Origin of the sequence: Orlajensenia flava (assembly GCF_004801905.1) — a bacterium.
GTDB lineage: Bacteria > Actinomycetota > Actinomycetes > Actinomycetales > Microbacteriaceae > Orlajensenia > Orlajensenia flava.
Window position 1 is genome coordinate 1 of sequence record NZ_SSSN01000007.1, and the last position, 17,117, is coordinate 17,117.

Below are 17,117 nucleotides of genomic sequence, written 5' to 3' on the forward strand. Positions count from 1 at the left end.
GGTCGTCGTAGCGATGCGAAACCGCATGCAGCGCGTTGGAGAAGGTGCTGGGGAACACGATCGGCCCGCCGCTAGAGAGGAGAGCATCCCTCACCTGCAGGCGAAGCACGGCTGTCGCGGTGAAGTTCGCCGGTACCGCGCTGCGGGAGAACAGGCCGCCGTCGGCACGATTGAACACGAACCGGATGCCGGTGATCGTCGAGAGGTCGGTGACGGATGCCGGAAGCGCCGCCGCTGCCGCCGCCGTGCCGGTGATCCAGGTGGTTTCGCCGTTCACGCGAACGTCCACCCGCACGCGGTCGGCTCCGGCGGGCTTCGTGACGTCGCCGGGCGCGAAGGACGCCAGGCGCAGCGCGTCCCAGAAGGCCGCTCCCGTGTCTTCGATCACCACCTCATTGGTCGCCACGGTCGCCGTCGCGTTTCCGGTTCCGGAGGTCGCCTTCAGGGTCGCCGTCACGGGATTCGCGCGGTTGGCCTCGATCAGGCTCGCGGGCGCAATGGTCTTGGTCGCCAGCACTCCCAGCTTCCCTTTGACCAGCGTGAGCGACCTGTTGGCCGTCGCGGTCGGCTTCGCGCTGGGAGAGAGCACCGGGTCGTAGCCCTGGGTGAACGAGTAGTTGTTGACGGTCACGGGGCTGACCGGTGTTGCCGGGGCGCTGCGCAGGTTCACGCGTGCCTGAGTGTGGAGCACGAGTTGCAGAGCGCTACCCGCTTCGATGAGTCCACCATTGATCGCGGGATCGGTGCCCTGGTACAGCACGCTCACACCAACCACGTCGAGGAGCTGGGAAGCGGGGAGGGCATCGGCCTGCGTGAGGGTGAGCGTGGAGGTGGTGAGCGCACCGGCATCGCTTCGATGCCAGAGTGTGACCGTGGACTGGTCCCGATCGACCTGGCCCGCCGGGGCGGAGAAGTCGATGCCCGTGAGGGTGAACCGCTCGAATGGATTGGTCGATGGCACATAGGCCGCTGCCGCGTACGGATTGGCGTTCCACCCATTCGCTGCACTGGCGCAGGCGGGCAGGTTGCCGGCGTCACAGGGCATCGGATCGCTCACACGAATGTACGATGCCCGCGCCGAGGAGGTGTTCTTGGCGACGACGGTGTAGTCGTTCGTCGGATACTGGGACGGGTCCACGTCGCCAGGCTTCGGAAGCACGATGCTCGTGCGCTGCGTTGCCTTGGTGATCGAAACACCCGGGGGCTGGTCGATCAGCGTGACGATGTCGGACGCCGCGGCGGGGGCGACGGGAGATCCGTTGCGAACGCCATCGACCCGCATCGTATTGATGATCTCGCCCGGGGCGCCCGGAACATTGAACTGACGACCCGCGGTCACCCACGGGCTGTCGCCGATGACCGGATTGACGCGAACCGCATTGCGCAGCTGCCAGGTCAGGCCGAAGAAGCGGCCACCACCCGCCGCACTGGTCGCGATACCCGAGCCGACCGGCGGCGCGAGCGGATCCGAACTGCCGCTCCTGGCCGCGTCGTTGGGAACCACGGTGATGCGCACACCCGTCGTCGCGTCGCGCTGCGCCGGGGTGAGGGTGTAGCCGACGAAGCCGGCCGGACTCATCCATCCGCCGGGAGGGGGCGGGACGGTCGTCCAACCGCCACCCGAGTACAGCTCGACCGAACTCACGGCATCCCACCGGAGCAATGGCTCCTGAGCGAAGGTTCTCGGCAGCACACCGGTGAGATCGAAGGCTTGGAACGTGGTGAACTGCGGAGCGTTCTCGTTTCCGTTCGGATCACTGACGGTCACGGAGGAGAAGCCCGTGTCGCTCACGCCCCAGCCGAGACGGGTTCCCGCCGCTGCGCCCGACTGGGAGCTGAGTGCTGTGAGATCCTGCGAGAGATCGGGGCTGCGCCAGTCCTTGCTCGCCGCCAGGTTGCCCTCGCCGCTCACCGTTCGGATCGATGCGTTGGCCGTGTCGGTCACAACGTCGCTCGTCACATCAGGCGCACCAGGCACAGACCCGGTTCCTTGGGCCGCGGCAGTATTGGTATAAACGCTCGCGGGCGCATCCACGACGGAGGTGGGGCCGGTGCCGTCGCGCTTGTCGGACCGGGCCTGGAAGACGGTGTTCGGGCTGACCTGGGTTCCCTGCGGGTAGCCGGCCGGGTTGGCGAACGTGTAGCGCAGTCCCCGCGACGCCGTGACCTCGGGCGGGAACGGGCACTGGTACACGAGCGGATTCGCATCGCAGACACCGGCGGTCGGGAAGGGGATCCAGGTGACGCCGTCGGTGGTGTACTCGATGGTCAGCGTCGACCCGGCGAACACCTGGGTGGGCGCGAGCGCGATGGGATTGAAGGCGTTCCAGAAGTTCGAGGCGTCGGCCGGGTTCCACACGTCGGTGACGACGATCGTGGTCGGGTTGACGAAGGCCGAGTCCGTGGCCGTGGTGGTCGGCAGCTGTGCGACCACCGTTCCGCCCGGTGACACGGGCGCGCTGGGCGAGATCTTCTTGTCGAGCGCCACGGAGATCTCGGGGAAGAACACATCGAACGAGGCCGAGGCGGTGTTCTCCGCCCGCCCAGCCCCGTTGACGACTGCTGCGGTGACGGAGTTGTCGATCGTCGTGGGGCTCTCGCCCTTGGCAACGATGTCCGCCGCCGAGGTGATGCCGAAGTCCACCGACGTCAGGGCGCCGGAAGGGATGCCCGGGGCCGATGCCGGTTGGACGCTGAAAATCGTCTCGAAACCGGTGAGATGGGCGCCGGCCGGAGCAGCAGGGGGCGTTGGACGAGCACCGTCGGCGAACGGCACCGTCACGACGGATCCGTCACTGTAGTGCCACCGCAGTGATCCGCCGGTCGCATTGACCGGGTACGCGAGCGGGTTGGTGAAACCGCCGAAGGTGAGCTTGTCGGTGAAGAAGCCGAGGTCGGCCAGGCTCAGTTCGCTCACCGAGCCGTTCGAGTTGTTCTTGGCCGTGATCTCCGCCTGCGCGGTGAGGCCCGCCGCAATGCGACCTGGGGTGATGGTCTTGCCTGCCACCACGTCGACCGAGATCGCACCGATGGAGAAGGGAGCCGTGGCGGTCTTGCTCACGTCGGACTGACCGGGAACGCGCACGGTTCCGGTCGTCGAGTTGGTCACCGTCGCCCCGCCCACCAGAGGAGTGCCGGTGATGCGCGAGGTGCCCCGCTGGGCGACGATCAGCGGCACGCTTCCTGCGGCCCCCGACGGAGCGATGGCGGCGCCGTCGGCACTCGTGAAGGTGATCCGCAGGCCGGCCACGTCGGCTGCTGCCACGCCGTCGGGCAACGCGATATCCGCCGGAGCGCGCGGCTGTCCGGGAACCCACTCGTAGGTGTTGGACGCCGTATCGAGCACGTAGGCGTCCACCTGCACCAGCGTCGCGCCGGCGGGCGCCGTGACGGGGCCGAACCCGGTGAAGTCGACCAGGTCGAAGGGGTTGTCGCTGCCGAGCGCGGCTTGTCCGGCGACGGCGGACGTGGGCTCGATGAGACCGAGCGACTCCGCGAACACGTTGGAACGGTTGCGGGTGCCGAGCGTGACGGTGGACGCCGCACCGGGTTGGAACAGCTGGCTGGCCGGCGCCCAGCTCTTGCTGACGTCCGTGTCGACGGTGATGGGAATGGAAACCGTCACCTCGGCGTCGTCCGTGACCGGATTGGCCGTTGTGGACGTGACGTCGGCGTTGTTGGTGACGGGCTTGCCGTTGTACGGCCAGGTTGCCGGTAGGTCGGCTGGAGCCTTGAGCGTGACCGCCACCCGATAGCCGGAGCCGGCTTGGATGCCGACGTCAGTGCCGCCGAGAGGCTGCTTGAAGTCGACCGTGAGCGTGCAAGCCGCGGTCACGGCGGTGGTGCATCCGGTGTAGGCGAACGACGCCGGTTGTCCACTCGGGGACACCGTCGTCTGCAGTATGGCGAAGCCCGCGAACTCCGGAGGCAGGGTATCGGTGAGCTGGGCGGAGGCGCACGGAAGGTCGTCGCAGCCGACTTGCAACTGGTAGGTGAACTCGCCTCCAGGTGCGAGGGACTTGGACTGAGCTCCGTCGACGCTCTTGGTGAGAGTCAAGGTGGCATCTGCCGCGTAAGCGGGAACCGCTGCTCCCAGCACGGCGACGAGAGCGACAAGAGTTCCGATCGCGAGCGCACGGAATCGACGGCTCCACCCTCGGCGAGAGGGGGAAACGTCGCGGTCGGAATACATGAAGGAGGCCTCGAGTCGTCGTGCGATCCCGAAAGCCGGTATATCGGTGTATCGGGTTGGCATACACGATAACCTGCGCATCGGTCATCGCGCCCACGTTCTTCGACCCCCGAGCGGGTACGTTCCGGTCGAAATCCGTCGCTCAGGCCAGCGGTATCGCCCCGCCCGCCCCGACGATGATCAGACGATGAGGTCGTGCCGCACGATGACCGCGTCGCGTGCCGGTCCGACGCCGATCACCGAGATGCGCGAGCCGCTGATCGCCTCGAGGGCGATCACGTAGTCCTGGGCGTTCTTCGGCAGATCCTCGAACGTCCGCGCACCAGTGATGTCCTCGGTCCAGCCGGGGAACTCCTCGTAGATCGGCGTCGCGTGGTGGAAGTCGCTCTGCGACACCGGCACCTCGTCGAAGCGCTCGCCGTCGACGTCGTAGGCGACGCAGACGGGGATGCTCTCCACGCCCGTGAGCACGTCGAGCTTGGTGAGCACGAAATCCGTCACGCCGTTGATGCGCGATGCGTACCGCGCGATCGGAGCGTCGTACCACCCGGTGCGGCGCTTGCGGCCCGTGGTCGTGCCGAACTCGAAACCCTTCTCGGTGAGGAAGTCGCCCCACTCGTCGAACAGCTCGGTCGGGAAGGGGCCCGCGCCGACGCGCGTCGTGTAGGCCTTGATCACGGCGATCACGCGGTCGATGCGATTGGGCGCGATTCCTGAACCGGTGACGGCTCCGCCCGAGGTCGCGTTGGAGGAGGTGACGAAGGGGTAGGTGCCGTGGTCGACGTCGAGCATGGTCGCCTGGCCGCCCTCGAAGAGAACGGTGTCGCCCGCCTCGATGGCGCGGTGCAGCAGCAGTCCGGTATCCGTCACCATCGGCCGGAGCCGCTCGACGTAGCCCAGCAGCTCCTCGACGACCTCGTCGACGCTGATGGCGCGGCGGTTGTAGACCTTGACGAGCAGGTGGTTCTTCTGGTCGAGGGCGCCCTCGACCTTCTGGCGCAGGATGTTCTCGTCGAACAGGTCCTGCATGCGGATGCCGACGCGGTTGATCTTGTCGGCGTAGCTCGGGCCGATGCCACGCCCGGTCGTGCCGATCTGACGGGCGCCGAGGAAGCGCTCGGTCACCTTGTCGAGGGTGCGGTGGTAGCTCGTGATCACGTGCGCGTTGGCACTGATCTTCAACCGCGACGTGTCGATGCCCCGACTCTCGAGCGCGTCGAGCTCCTCGAACAGCACCTCGATGTCGACGACGACGCCGTTGGCGATGACCGGCACGACACCGGGGCTCAGGATGCCCGACGGCAACAGGTGCAGGGCGTACTTCTCATCGCCGATGACGACGGTGTGGCCGGCGTTGTTGCCGCCGTTGAACTTGACGACGTAGTCCAGGCGCGAGCCGAGGAGATCGGTCGCCTTGCCCTTGCCCTCATCGCCCCACTGGGCTCCGACCAGAACGATCGCGGGCATGCCTCAGTCCTCTCCTCGGATGACGTACGCCTCGGTGACCGGCGCCACCACGGTCGGCCGCGCGGAGGGCGGGATGACGGCGATCAGCTGCGTCGGGGTGTGCTCGGAATCGATGCGCGCCTCGGCATCCGGGTCGGACTGCTCGAGGAAATCGGCGAGCGTCGCGGCCTCGTCCATCAGGCCGAGGGCGGATGCGGCACGCGCGAGGGCGTGCGCCGCGCGCAGGACCCCGCGGTTGGCCGGCGTCGACCACGACACCGTGTCGCCGGCACTCCACCCGGCCGCCGTGAGCGCATCGATGCCGCGTCGGTGCGCGACGGTCGCGAAACCGTAGGCCTCGAGCGTGCGCTGCTCGGAGAGGGCGATGTCGGCGAGCTCCGCCCAGGCGAGCGGGGAGCTGTCGTGGGCCACCACGTAGGCGGGGAGGTCTTCGCGTGCGAGGAGGCCGATGGCTTCGCGCACGGCGGGATCGTCATCGACGACGATGCCCGGTGTGCTGTCGTGCTCTTCGAGCGGGGTGTCGTTGCCGGTCACACTCAACCTTATCGTGGGGCCCCCGTTCGGCCGTCCGACCGGCGTGGCGGGCCGCATCCGCGGGTCAACCGCTGGGCATTTGATGTCGTGGAAGCGGGCCCGCGCGAGCACCTACTGCCCAGCGGGTGGGAACTGCGGGCAGAGAAAAAGACCCTCCGCGCGAGATCGGGCTCGGGTTACCACGATCCCGCACGGCTGTCGGGTCCGGGTGGGATCCAACGGGTCTGTAAAGAAGTGTGCCCCGTTGAGGGGAACCCCGCGCCCCCCATTATGAGGGTCACTCGACTTTCAATACGGTAAGTATTTCCGGCACTTTCGACGGAATCCGTCGCGGATAACTCCCTGAACATTCGGATCGAGTCGGACCGGCGACGAATCCGGTTGTGGGGTCGGCGCACATCGGAGCGCGAAAACCTCCCCTGAACGGGGTCTTTCCATTCGCTGGGGACGGCCGCGACGGGTGAGCATCCGGATGACGGGGCCAGCGCCAGACCGGCCCCATCCGTCACCCCTCTAAAATCGTGAGCATGTCCAAGGTGCTCACCTCTCTTCCCGTCGGCGAGCGCGTCGGCATCGCATTCTCCGGAGGTCTCGACACCTCCGTCGCCGTCGCCTGGATGCGCGAGAAGGGCGCGGTGCCGTGCACCTACACGGCCGATCTCGGCCAGCCCGACGAGCCCGACGTCGAAGCGGTTCCGAGTCGCGCCATCGAGTACGGTGCCGAGATCTCGCGCCTGGTGGACTGCCGCGCCGCCCTCGTCGAGGAGGGGCTGGTCGCGCTGCAGTGCGGCGCCTTCCACATCCGTTCGGGCGGCAAGGCCTACTTCAACACCACTCCGCTCGGCCGCGCGGTCACCGGCACACTCCTCGTGCGCGCCATGATGCAGGACGGCGTCGACATCTGGGGCGATGGCTCCACGTACAAGGGCAACGACATCGAGCGGTTCTACCGTTACGGGCTCATGGCCAACCCGCGCCTCCGCATCTACAAGCCCTGGCTCGACCGGGACTTCGTCGGCGAGCTCGGCGGGCGGTCCGAGATGAGCGAATGGCTGCTCGCCCGTGACCTGCCCTACCGCGCCTCGGCCGAGAAGGCGTATTCGACCGACGCCAACATCTGGGGAGCCACGCACGAGGCGAAGGTGCTCGAGGAGCTCAGCGCCGGCATCACGACCGTCGAGCCGATAATGGGAGTCGCCTTCTGGAAAGAGGACGTCGAGATCGCGACCGAGGATGTCACGGTGCGGTTCGAAGAGGGCCGGCCGGTCGCGCTCAACGGCGCCGAGTTCACGGATGCCGTCGCGCTCGTGCTGGAGGCGAACGCCATCGGCGGCAGGCACGGGCTCGGGATGAGCGACCAGATCGAGAACCGCATCATCGAGGCCAAGAGCCGCGGCATCTACGAGGCGCCGGGCATGGCCCTGCTGCACATCGCCTACGAGCGGCTGCTGAACGCGATCCACAACGAGGACACCATCGCGAACTACCACAATGAGGGTCGCCGCCTCGGGCGTCTCATGTACGAGGGGCGCTGGCTCGACCCGCAGTCGCTCATGCTGCGCGAGTCGATCGTGAAGTGGGTCGCGTCGGCGGTCACGGGTGAGGTCACGCTGCGTCTGCGGCGCGGCGACGACTACACGATCATGAACACCACCGGCCCTGCTCTCAGCTACCAGGCCGAGAAGCTCTCGATGGAGCGTGTCGGCGACGCCGCCTTCGGCCCCGAGGACCGCATCGGTCAGCTCACCATGCGCAACCTCGACATCGCCGACTCCCGGGCACGCCTCGAGCAGTACGCGCACCTCGGCATCGTCGGCGGCTCGACGGCATCGCTCGTGGGCGACCTCACGTCAGGAGAGGCCGCCGAGATCACGGCCGGCGGGGCTCACACCGATCTCGACGCCGCGACGGATGCCGCAAACGACGCATCGGCCTTCGACCTCGGCACGGACTAGCCCCTCGACACCCCGGACGGCCTCGACACCCTCGACACCCCGGACGGCCTCGACTGCCCTCGACATGGTCCGCTCCTCAGGCATTCGCGCGTTGTTCAGGCGAGAATCCCGGATCGCGTCCTGAATAGCGACCCATCGCCTGAAACGCGGCCTATGGCTAGAGGATGCCGGCGCGACGATGAGGAGAGGCTTCGATACCCGCACGCCCGCGCGGGTCACTATGCGCCCGCCGCGCTGCCCTCGCTACTCAACGAGCAGCGGGGCGGGTCGCCCAGCGCAGGATCCAGGAGTGCATCGCGACGGCCGCCGCGGCGCTGGCATTGATGGAGCGCGTCGAGCCGAACTGCGCGATCTCCACCACCGCATCGGCCGCGGCGAGCGCCTCCTCACTCATGCCGGGCCCCTCCTGACCGAACAGCAGCAGGCACCGCTCGGGCCAGTCGAAGCTCTCGATCGGCACCGCGCCCTCGACGTTGTCGACCGCGATGATGGGAAGCCCCTCGGCGCGTGACCAGGCGACCAGCTCGGCGACATCCGCGTGGTGCAGCACGTGCTGGTAGCGGTCGGTGACCATCGCCCCGCGCTTGTTCCAGCGGCGACGCCCCACGATGTGCACGGTGTCGGCGGCGAACGCGTTGGCGCTGCGCACGATGGACCCGATGTTCATGTCGTGCTGCCAGTTCTCGATGGCCACGTGGAACGGATGCCGATGCTCGTCGAGATCGGCCACGATCGCGTCCATGCGCCAGTACCGGTAGCGGTCGATGACGTTCCGCGTATCCCCGCGTTCGAGCAACTCGGGGTCGTACCGCTCACCCTCGGGCCACTCGCCCACCCAAGGGCCGACGCCGTGGGTCGAGAGCTCGACGCTCGGCTCGGGCTTGTCATCCACCCGGCCAGAGTACGGGAGCCGGGGCCGCCAAACATTTTTAGGTAACCCGAAAAATGGCTAGGCTGACGTCATGTCGACGGCGCGGGCGCAGGGCGGCGGGTCGCCCGCGGGTCCGGCGAGCGCAGGCGCCGCGTCTGCCACCCGCGCGGCCTGGATGCTCGGTCCCGCTCTCGTCGCCGGCGTCGCCTACCTCGACCCCGGCAACGTCGCCAGCAACATGACGGCCGGCGCTCGCTACGGCTACCTTCTGGTGTGGGTCGTCGTGCTCGCGAACGTGATGGCGTGGCTCATCCAGTACCTCTCCGCCAAGCTCGGCGTGGTCACGGGCCAGAGCCTGCCTCAGTTGCTGGGCACCCGCATCCGTCGTCGACCCGCCCGCATCGCGTTTTGGCTACAGGCCGAACTCGTGGCGATGGCCACCGACATCGCCGAGGTCATCGGCGGGGCGGTCGCCCTCAACCTGCTGTTCGACCTGCCGCTCGTCGTCGGCGGCCTCATCACCGGTCTCGTGTCGATCGGGCTGCTCGCCGTTCAGAGTCGGCGCGGGCCGCGCACGTTCGAGTTCGTCATCATCGGCCTGCTCGTGGTCATCGCGGTGGGGTTCAGCGTGGGCGTCCTCATCGCGCCACCCGACGCTGCCGGCGTGCTGAGCGGCCTGGTTCCGCGTTTCACGGATGCCGACTCGGTGCTGCTGGCCGCGTCGATCCTCGGCGCCACGATCATGCCGCACGCGATCTACGCGCATTCGGCGCTCGCGCGCGACCGTTGGGCCGGGGTGGTGAGGACGGATGGCGCGCCGGGCCAGGACGCGAACGCCGAGACCCCGCTCGCCTCGCCGAACCGGGACGAGCGCCGATCGGTGGCCGAATTGCAGCGCCACTCCACGGACGACCAGCACCGATCGACAGACGAGATCACGACCGCCGCCGTGCGTCCCCTGTCCACCGATCGCCTGCTGCGTGCCACCCGCTGGGACGTGTCGATCGCCATGATCATCGCCGGCACCGTCAACCTGTGCATCCTGCTCCTCGCTGCCGCGAACCTCGCCGGCGTTCCGGGTACCGACAGCCTCGAGGGCGCGTACCGTGCCATCGCCGACGGCATCGGACCGGTGGTCGCGACCCTGTTCGCCGTCGGACTGCTCGCGTCGGGCCTCGCCTCGACGAGCGTCGGCGCCTACGCCGGTGCGGAGATCATGCAAGGGCTCCTGCGCATCCGCCTGCCGATGATCGCCCGCCGCCTGATCACGCTGATCCCGGCCATCGCCATCCTCGCCCTTGGCTTCGACCCCACCCGATCGCTCGTGATCAGCCAGGTGGTGCTGAGTTTCGGCATCCCGTTCGCGCTCATCCCACTGGTGTGGCTGACCTCTCGCCCGACCCTGCTCGGCCGCTGGAGCAACCGGCGCACGACAACGGCGGCCGGCATCCTGGCAGCCGTCTTCCTCATCGGCCTCAACGCGACCCTGCTCGCTCTGCTGCTCTCCGGCCCATCATGACTGAACGCGACCCTCTGCTGGCCGACGGCGACCTGCCGCTCGAACTGCGGCTGCAGCAGAATGTCGACCGGCCCCACGACGCGCGCTCCACGACGGATGCCGCCGGCACGCGCCGCTACGAGGACGTCGCGTATGCGCGGCTGGCCGGCTTCCGCCCGCTGCTGCTCGACCTCAGCATTCCCGCGTCCGACGCTCCCGTGCCGCTGGTCGTCTACCTGCACGGCGGCGCGTTCCTCTGGGGCACCCACCGCGGAACCCTGTTCGGCGTCGGCGACGCGTTGGTCGACGCCGGCATCGCGGTCGCCACCGTGCAGTATCGGCTGGGCGGCGAGTCGCTCTTCCCCGCCGCCCTCCACGACGCGCACGCGGCCATCCGTTGGCTCCGTCACTTCGCCGGGGAGCTCGGGCTGGATGCCGACCGCGTCGGTGTCATGGGCGAGTCATCCGGTGGCCAGCTCGCCGCCTTCCTGGGCCTCGATCTCGACGATCCGGCGCTCAGTGGGCGCGTCGGGGTCGTGGACGGTGACACCTCCGTGCAGGCAGTGGTGGGCTGGTACGCCGTGACGGATGCGACCCTGTTCGCCGATCCGCGGTTTCCCGCGACCCCGCCGCCGGGCGACCAATGGCCCGACGGCATCGTCGCGCCCGGAGCGCCGGTCGATGCCCTCGCCATCGTGCGCTGGGCGAGCCCGGCCCACCACCCCCTGTCGAACGCGGCACCGGCGCTGTACATCCACGGCGACTCCGATACCGAGGTGCCATCCGAGCACAGCCGGCAGCTGGTCGGACGACTCCTTGCCGCGGGCCGGGAGGCTGAGCTGATGCTCGTGCCGGGCGCCGGTCATGTCTTCGCGGGTGCGGACCCGACCCCGGTCGTCGCCCGCACCGTCGCCTTCTTCGCCGATCGGCTGGGAGCATCCGTGATGCCGACCACGGCCGTCGGGGAGCGATCGTAGCCGCGAGATGAATCCCGGCGCGGACCCCTGTCGCCCGAGCCGGCTCGGACGTACCCTCGAGGGAACCGACCCGACCGCCCGCGATTCGAAGCGCGCACCGGGTCGACCCGGATGAGGAGCACACGATGAGCGTCACCACCACGACCCACATCAACTTCCGCGGCCGCGCGAAGGAGGCCCTCGACTTCTACGCGAGCGTCTTCGGCGGGGACGTGGTGATCGCGACCTACGCCGACATCCACCAGGTCGATGATCCGGCTCAGGCGGACAGCGTCGCGTGGGGGCAGGTGCGAACATCCGACGGGTTCCGCATCATGGCCTACGACGTGCAGACGGCGAAGCCGTTCGACCACGGGCAGAACTCCTTCTACGTCGCCCTCAGCGGGACGGCCGCCGATGAGATCCAGCGTTACTGGGACGGCCTGGCCGACGGCGCCACGGTTCTCGTGCCGCTCGCGCCCGCCGCGTTCGCACCGCTGTACGGGATGCTCACCGACTGCTTCGACGTCACCTGGATCGTCGACGTGCCCGCCGTGCCGTAACGCGTCAGGCGTCGGCGCCTTCGAGCGCCTCCTCGGCGCGCTCCGGGCTGCCTTCGGCGAGACCGCGGTCGATCGCGCGGCGCGAGGCCAGCCACATCACCACGCCGATCACGAACACGAGACCCTCTGAGACGGTCAGCGACCAGATGATGCCGGCCAGCCCGAACCAGAGGTTGCCGACGAGCACGATCGGGATGAACAGCACGCCCTGCGCCATCGACATCACGATGGCGGCGGCCGAGCGACCCGTCGCCTGGAACAGCGACGTGAGGAGACCGGTGAATCCGTTCACGATCATGGCCACGAGCTGCGCGGTGAGGATGGTGACGCCGATGACGAGCACCGAGGGGTCTGCGACGAAGGTCGCGAAGACCTGGTCGCGGAAGAGGAACACTCCGACCGAGAAGATCACGACGATGGCGCCGACCGTGACCGCCGACGCTCGCAGGGCCGACATGAGTCGGTTGCGGTCGCCCTTGCCGTACGAATAGGCGAGCAGAGGGAGCACGCCGAGGGTGACGCCCATCACGAGGAACTCGGGCACCTGGGCGATCCGCACCGCGACGCCCATCGCCGCGAGCGCGCTGTCGCCGTAGGCCACGGCGAGGTTGTTGAGCACGAGCGAGGTCACGATCAGGAACGCGGACTGCAGCAGCTCGCCGACGCCGACGCCGAAGACGGGCTTCAGCACCCGCGGCGCAAGAGTGAACCAGCGCGGCGCGAGGCTCACATGCTCGCTGTTGCGATGCAGCCAGACGGCGAAGTACACGACGACACCGAGGTTCGCCAGGCCCATCGACAGCGCGACGCCGACGACGCCCCAGTGGAACACGAGGATGAACAGCACGTCGAAGACGACGCTGGCGACGGTGGATGCGATCAGCCCGATCATCACCTGGCGGGCGGCGCCCTCGGCTCGCACCAGCTGCTCGAGGCAGAACGCGGCAGCGAGCACGGGGACGAAGACGAGCATGACGGCGACGTAGGCACTCGTCGCGGGCACGGCGTTCGCATCCGCTCCCAGCACGGAGACGAGCGGATGCAGCGCGAGCAGCCCGACGCCGCCGAACACGGCGCCGGCGATGACGGAACCCCACAGGGCGAATGACGAGACGTGCTTGATCTCGCCGGCCTTGGCGGGTTCCGCCTCCGATGCGCCGAGCAGCCGTGAGATGAGGGCCCCGCCGCCGACGCCGAAGACGCCGCCGATCGCCATCACGAGTCCGAGCAGCGGGGTGCCGAACGTGATGGCGGCGAGGAGGGTCGCGTCGTGCTGCGAGCCGATGAAGCCCGCGTTGATGACGTTGTAGACAGCGCCGACGATCATCGCGGCCGCCATCGGCACGCAGAGGTGCACGAGGGCGCGGACGATGGGCGCGGTGGAGAGGTACCAGCGGTTGCTGCCGACGGCGTCGGAGACGACCGGGGTTTCGGGGTTCGTGGTGTTCATGACTGCTCCTTTCGAGCAGGGCGGAGCCCGTGAGGGCGCGCAGGGGCTCACGCCGACGGACGCCGGCGAGGCGAGGGATGTTGGGATGCGCGGCCGAGCCGCGGCCGGGGTTACCGGCTCGGTTGGGGCAGGTCCGCGGTGATCTTGGTGAGGAGGGCGTGGAGCGTTGCCCGCTCGTCCTCGTTCAGCGGGGTGAGGATGGACTCGTCGGCGGCGGCCATCGCGGTGTCGAAGCCCGCGATGAGCTCGGCCCCGGAGGCGGTGGCGTAGGCGCGCTTGATGCGTTCATTGCCGTCCTCCGTTCTCCGCTCGATGAGCTCGCGTCGCTCGAGTCCCTGCAGGAGGCTCGAGACGCTGGCAGCACTGGTCCGGCTGACTTCAGCGATCTCTCGCTGGATCATGCCGGGGTTCTGGACGAGATAACCGAGGACGAAGGCCTGTTCGTGGCTGAGCTCGCGTTCGCGAATCCAGTCCTCCCCAGCCTTCCTCTGGGCCCATCCGATCCATCGGACGAGCTGGAGGCTGCTGTCGAGCATCGCTTCCGGTATCTCCATGCTTAGAACTCTAACTCTTCGTGCTCTAACTGTCAACTATCGAACATACTGCTTGTGCGGGAGGAGCCGTGTCGACGGCACCGCCTAGTCTGGAGGCGTGACGGCGACCTCACCGGCCATCGAGGACTACCTCAAGACCATCTACGCGCACACGGAGTGGCAGGACGCACCGATCACTCCGTCGGTGCTCGCCGCCCGACTCGGCATCGCGCCGTCGTCCGTGACGGAGATGGTGAAGAAGCTCGCCGCCCAGCGTCTGGTCTGGCATCGGCCGTACGGGGCGATCGTGCTGACGGATGCCGGCACCGATCGCGCCCTCGCGGTCGTGCGGCGGCACCGTCTCATCGAGACCTGGCTCGTGCGCGACATGGGCTACGTCTGGGATGCCGTGCACGACGAGGCGGAGGTTCTCGAGCACGCGATCAGCGACCGACTGCTCGAGTCGATCGACGAGCACCTCGGGCGACCCCGGCGCGACCCGCACGGCGACCCGATACCGCAGGCGGACGGGGCCGTGCTGCGGGTGGAGACGCTGCCGGTGACGGATGCACCACCCGGTCACGACGGAGTGGTCGTGCGGGTGAATGATCGGGACCCCGCCGTACTGCGTCTGGTGATGGACGCCGGCGTGGTTCCCGGCGCATCCGTCCGCGTGGTGTCGGTGAGCGATGATGGCGCGTGCGTTCGGGTGGCCGGACGCGAGGTGGAGCTGACCCGCCGAGCAGCGGAGGACATCCGCGTCACGGTCTGAAGCCCGCGGCCCGGGGTGTCGTCGCTGCGGCGCACCAACTCGAATGGCACCAACGCGAATGGCGCGCCCTCACGAGAGGACGCGCCATTGGCGTGATGCGGCTGTCGCCGCCGCGGATCAGGCCGCGCGGCCCTTGCGGCTGTTGACGATGAGGCCGTAGATGAGGAGGACGACGATCGAACCGCCGATGGCGAGGAGCCACGTGGACAGGTTCCAGAAGTCCTGGAGGCCGACACCGAACAGCACGCTGCCGAGCCATCCGCCGAGGAGGGCGCCGACGACGCCGAGCAGCAGCGTGATGAGCCATCCGCCGCCCTGCTTACCGGGAAGGATCAGCTTGGCGATGGCGCCGGCGATGAGGCCGAGGATGAGGAATGCGAAGAAGCCCATGAGGGATGTATCTCCTTGTGAGGGTTGCGAGGGGGTGCGCCGTCCGATCGGATGGCGCGGGATCACGTTACTGACTCGCGGTAAATGACGTTGAGGGTTGACAAGGGCGGCCCCCATCGGCGGGTGGTGACGCCGTGGCCGCTCATCCGCCCTCGTCGAGGCCTCGCGCCGTAGGCTGGGCGCATGAGCCGACGCGACGAGATCGAATGCTGGCTGACCGACATGGACGGCGTTCTGGTGCACGAGAACGAGCCGCTCCCGGGCGCCGCCGAACTGCTGCAGCAGTGGCGGGACCTCGACGCCCCCTACCTGGTGCTGACCAACAACTCGATCTTCACTCCGCGCGACCTGTCGGCGCGACTGCGTGCATCCGGTCTGATCGTCCCCGAGGATCGCATCTGGACGAGCGCGCTCGCGACGGCGGACTTCTGTGCGTCGCAGATCCCCGGCGGTTCGGCGTTCGTCATCGGTGAGGCCGGCATCACGACCGCCCTGCACGAGGCCGGCTTCATCATGACCGAGACCTCACCCGACTACGTCGTGGTCGGCGAGACGCGCAACTACTCGTTCGAGGCGATCACGAAGGCCATCCGGCTCATCGCCGCCGGTTCGCGGTTCATCGTGACCAACCCGGATGCTACCGGTCCGAGCGCCGACGGCCCGCTGCCCGCGACCGGCGCGATCGCCGCTCTCATCACCAAGGCGACCGGCAAGGACCCCTACGTGGTCGGCAAGCCGAACCCGATGATGTTCCGGTCGGCGATGAACCGCATCGGCGCGCATTCCGAGAACACCGCGATGATCGGCGACCGAATGGACACCGACATCGTCGCGGGCATCGAGGCGGGGCTGCACACCATCCTCGTGATGACGGGCATCAGCGACGAGGCGGAGATCAACCGCTATCCGTTCCGACCCGACGAGATCCTCGCGGGGGTCCATGAGCTGGTCTCGGACGAGCCGATCGAATCGGACCTGTAGCGCTCCGTCCTCCGTCGAAATCGCAACTTTTGCGGGTGCCGCAGGCGCACGACCCGCAAAACCTGCGTTTTCGACGCTGTTTTCAGGCGAGTGCGGCGCCGAGGGCGTCGATGATGCGGCGGTAGGCGACTGTCGACCCGTCGGGCGTGATCGCCCGGAACACCAGCTCGTCCACGCCCACCCGATACGCCGCAAGGGCGTCGGCGAGGCGCTGCGGAGTCGTGCCGCTGATGGTGGTGTCGTCTGCGCGGATGCCCAGGCGCTCGAAGTTGGCGCGATAGCTGGGGTACGACGCGTACCGCGCGCTCTCCTCGGCGAGTGCGGCTGCGGCATCCGGGTCCACGATCCCACGCGCATACAGCACCGCGACCGGCCTGTCCCGATCGGCGGCCTCGGCGTCGGCTCGAAGCTCGGCGGCGGCGTCACCGGCGATTGCGGGAGTCAGCCAACTGAGCAGGGCGCCGGATGCCCGAGTGGCCGCGAGCGAGCGCATCTTCGGGCCCAGCGCGCCCAGCACGACGGGCGCGTGCACCAGCTGCTGCAGTTCGTCGAGTCCCGCCGAGACGAGCGGAACCGGATGCCGGGCCTGGCCGGAACCCACGCCCAGCAGCAGGCGCTCCTGCGGAAGGGCCAGTTCTTGCACACGTGCCGCGACGCCGGATGCCGGTGTGCGATCGAAGGGGATGACGCCGGTGCAGAGGCGGAGCGTCGATGTCACCTCCGCCGCTGCCGCGAGTCCGCCGAGCGCCTCGCCGTCCGCAGTGTCGTTCAGCCAGATGGCGTGGAGGCCGGCAGACTCAGCGGCGGTCGCGAGTTCGCGGATGACGTCGTGATCGAGCGATCCCGCCAGCCCGAGGGAGACGACGGCGGTCATGCGACAACGCCCGAGCGGGTGCAGTTGATCATCGGATCAGCCTAGCCACGTCGACGCTCGGTGGCACAGCCGCGCGGAGCA

The 17,117-nt window shown here is 68.6% G+C and carries 13 protein-coding genes and 1 pseudogene; 6 read left to right on the forward strand and 8 right to left on the reverse strand.

All coding sequences use genetic code 11. The features are described 5' to 3' along the window. From E6C70_RS10150 to E6C70_RS10160, 3 genes and pseudogenes are all read right to left on the reverse strand, one after another. Positions 1–4,192 (reverse strand): annotated as a pseudogene (locus tag E6C70_RS10150) (hypothetical protein); the annotation flags it as partial. 180 nt (positions 4,193–4,372) lie between these two features. Beyond that, a complete protein-coding gene (locus E6C70_RS10155; RefSeq protein ID WP_136424445.1) occupies positions 4,373–5,659 on the reverse strand; it encodes an adenylosuccinate synthase in 1,287 nt (428 codons plus the stop codon). A gap of 3 nt (positions 5,660–5,662) precedes the next feature. Then, entirely contained in the window at positions 5,663–6,193 is a 531-nt protein-coding gene (locus tag E6C70_RS10160) for a DUF3151 family protein (protein WP_168770918.1), read from the reverse strand. 527 nt (positions 6,194–6,720) lie between these two features. Between E6C70_RS10160 and argG the strand changes: the two genes are divergently transcribed. Then, a complete protein-coding gene (argG, locus tag E6C70_RS10165) occupies positions 6,721–8,148 on the forward strand; it encodes an argininosuccinate synthase (protein WP_136424447.1) in 1,428 nt (475 codons plus the stop codon). 247 nt (positions 8,149–8,395) lie between these two features. Here the strand turns inward: argG and E6C70_RS10170 are convergent, their stop codons facing one another. Further along, positions 8,396–9,040: a TrmH family RNA methyltransferase gene (locus E6C70_RS10170; RefSeq protein WP_136424448.1), complete on the reverse strand. Its 645-nt coding sequence runs from the start codon at positions 9,038–9,040 to the stop codon at positions 8,396–8,398. A gap of 154 nt (positions 9,041–9,194) precedes the next feature. Between E6C70_RS10170 and E6C70_RS10175 the strand changes: the two genes are divergently transcribed. From E6C70_RS10175 to E6C70_RS10185, 3 genes are all read left to right on the forward strand, one after another. Then, a complete protein-coding gene (locus E6C70_RS10175; protein ID WP_235833412.1) occupies positions 9,195–10,538 on the forward strand; it encodes an Nramp family divalent metal transporter in 1,344 nt (447 codons plus the stop codon). Next, positions 10,535–11,494: an alpha/beta hydrolase gene (locus E6C70_RS10180; RefSeq protein ID WP_136424450.1), complete on the forward strand. Its 960-nt coding sequence runs from the start codon at positions 10,535–10,537 to the stop codon at positions 11,492–11,494. Before E6C70_RS10175 ends, E6C70_RS10180 begins: the two co-directional genes overlap by 4 nt. Before the next feature lie 125 nt (positions 11,495–11,619). Further along, positions 11,620–12,036 carry a VOC family protein gene (locus E6C70_RS10185; RefSeq protein ID WP_136424451.1) on the forward strand — a complete coding sequence of 139 codons (417 nt, stop codon included), beginning with the start codon at positions 11,620–11,622 and terminating at the stop codon, positions 12,034–12,036. A gap of 4 nt (positions 12,037–12,040) precedes the next feature. Here E6C70_RS10185 and E6C70_RS10190 read toward each other — a convergent pair whose 3' ends face one another. Next, positions 12,041–13,486: an MATE family efflux transporter gene (locus E6C70_RS10190; protein WP_136424452.1), complete on the reverse strand. Its 1,446-nt coding sequence runs from the start codon at positions 13,484–13,486 to the stop codon at positions 12,041–12,043. A 110-nt stretch (positions 13,487–13,596) separates the two neighbouring features. Next, entirely contained in the window at positions 13,597–14,040 is a 444-nt protein-coding gene (locus tag E6C70_RS10195; RefSeq protein ID WP_136424453.1) for a MarR family winged helix-turn-helix transcriptional regulator, read from the reverse strand. 97 nt (positions 14,041–14,137) lie between these two features. Between E6C70_RS10195 and E6C70_RS10200 the strand changes: the two genes are divergently transcribed. Next, a complete protein-coding gene (locus E6C70_RS10200) occupies positions 14,138–14,791 on the forward strand; it encodes a metal-dependent transcriptional regulator (protein WP_136424454.1) in 654 nt (217 codons plus the stop codon). A 117-nt stretch (positions 14,792–14,908) separates the two neighbouring features. On the opposite strand, the gene E6C70_RS10205 is transcribed toward E6C70_RS10200, so the two are convergent. Beyond that, a complete protein-coding gene (locus E6C70_RS10205; protein WP_136424455.1) occupies positions 14,909–15,181 on the reverse strand; it encodes a GlsB/YeaQ/YmgE family stress response membrane protein in 273 nt (90 codons plus the stop codon). A gap of 183 nt (positions 15,182–15,364) precedes the next feature. On the opposite strand from E6C70_RS10205, the gene E6C70_RS10210 reads away from it, so the two are divergent. Further along, positions 15,365–16,162, forward strand: a complete 798-nt coding sequence (locus tag E6C70_RS10210) for an HAD-IIA family hydrolase (protein ID WP_136424456.1) — start codon at positions 15,365–15,367, stop codon at positions 16,160–16,162. Positions 16,163–16,244: 82 nt separating this feature from the next. On the opposite strand, the gene E6C70_RS10215 is transcribed toward E6C70_RS10210, so the two are convergent. Continuing rightward, positions 16,245–17,036 carry an LLM class flavin-dependent oxidoreductase gene (locus E6C70_RS10215; RefSeq protein ID WP_136424457.1) on the reverse strand — a complete coding sequence of 264 codons (792 nt, stop codon included), beginning with the start codon at positions 17,034–17,036 and terminating at the stop codon, positions 16,245–16,247. Between the last annotated feature and the right edge of the window lie 81 nt (positions 17,037–17,117).

Coding starts and splice junctions, on each gene's coding strand:
- argG (WP_136424447.1), top strand. CDS start 6,721: ATGTCCAAGGTGCTCACCTCTCTTCCCGTCGGCGAGCGCGTCGGCATC.
- E6C70_RS10180 (WP_136424450.1), top strand. CDS start 10,535: ATGACTGAACGCGACCCTCTGCTGGCCGACGGCGACCTGCCGCTCGAA.
- E6C70_RS10205 (WP_136424455.1), bottom strand. CDS start 15,181: ATGGGCTTCTTCGCATTCCTCATCCTCGGCCTCATCGCCGGCGCCATC.
- E6C70_RS10210 (WP_136424456.1), top strand. CDS start 15,365: ATGAGCCGACGCGACGAGATCGAATGCTGGCTGACCGACATGGACGGC.
- E6C70_RS10155 (WP_136424445.1), bottom strand. CDS start 5,659: ATGCCCGCGATCGTTCTGGTCGGAGCCCAGTGGGGCGATGAGGGCAAG.
- E6C70_RS10195 (WP_136424453.1), bottom strand. CDS start 14,040: ATGGAGATACCGGAAGCGATGCTCGACAGCAGCCTCCAGCTCGTCCGA.
- E6C70_RS10185 (WP_136424451.1), top strand. CDS start 11,620: ATGAGCGTCACCACCACGACCCACATCAACTTCCGCGGCCGCGCGAAG.
- E6C70_RS10175 (WP_235833412.1), top strand. CDS start 9,195: ATGCTCGGTCCCGCTCTCGTCGCCGGCGTCGCCTACCTCGACCCCGGC.
- E6C70_RS10190 (WP_136424452.1), bottom strand. CDS start 13,486: ATGAACACCACGAACCCCGAAACCCCGGTCGTCTCCGACGCCGTCGGC.
- E6C70_RS10215 (WP_136424457.1), bottom strand. CDS start 17,036: ATGACCGCCGTCGTCTCCCTCGGGCTGGCGGGATCGCTCGATCACGAC.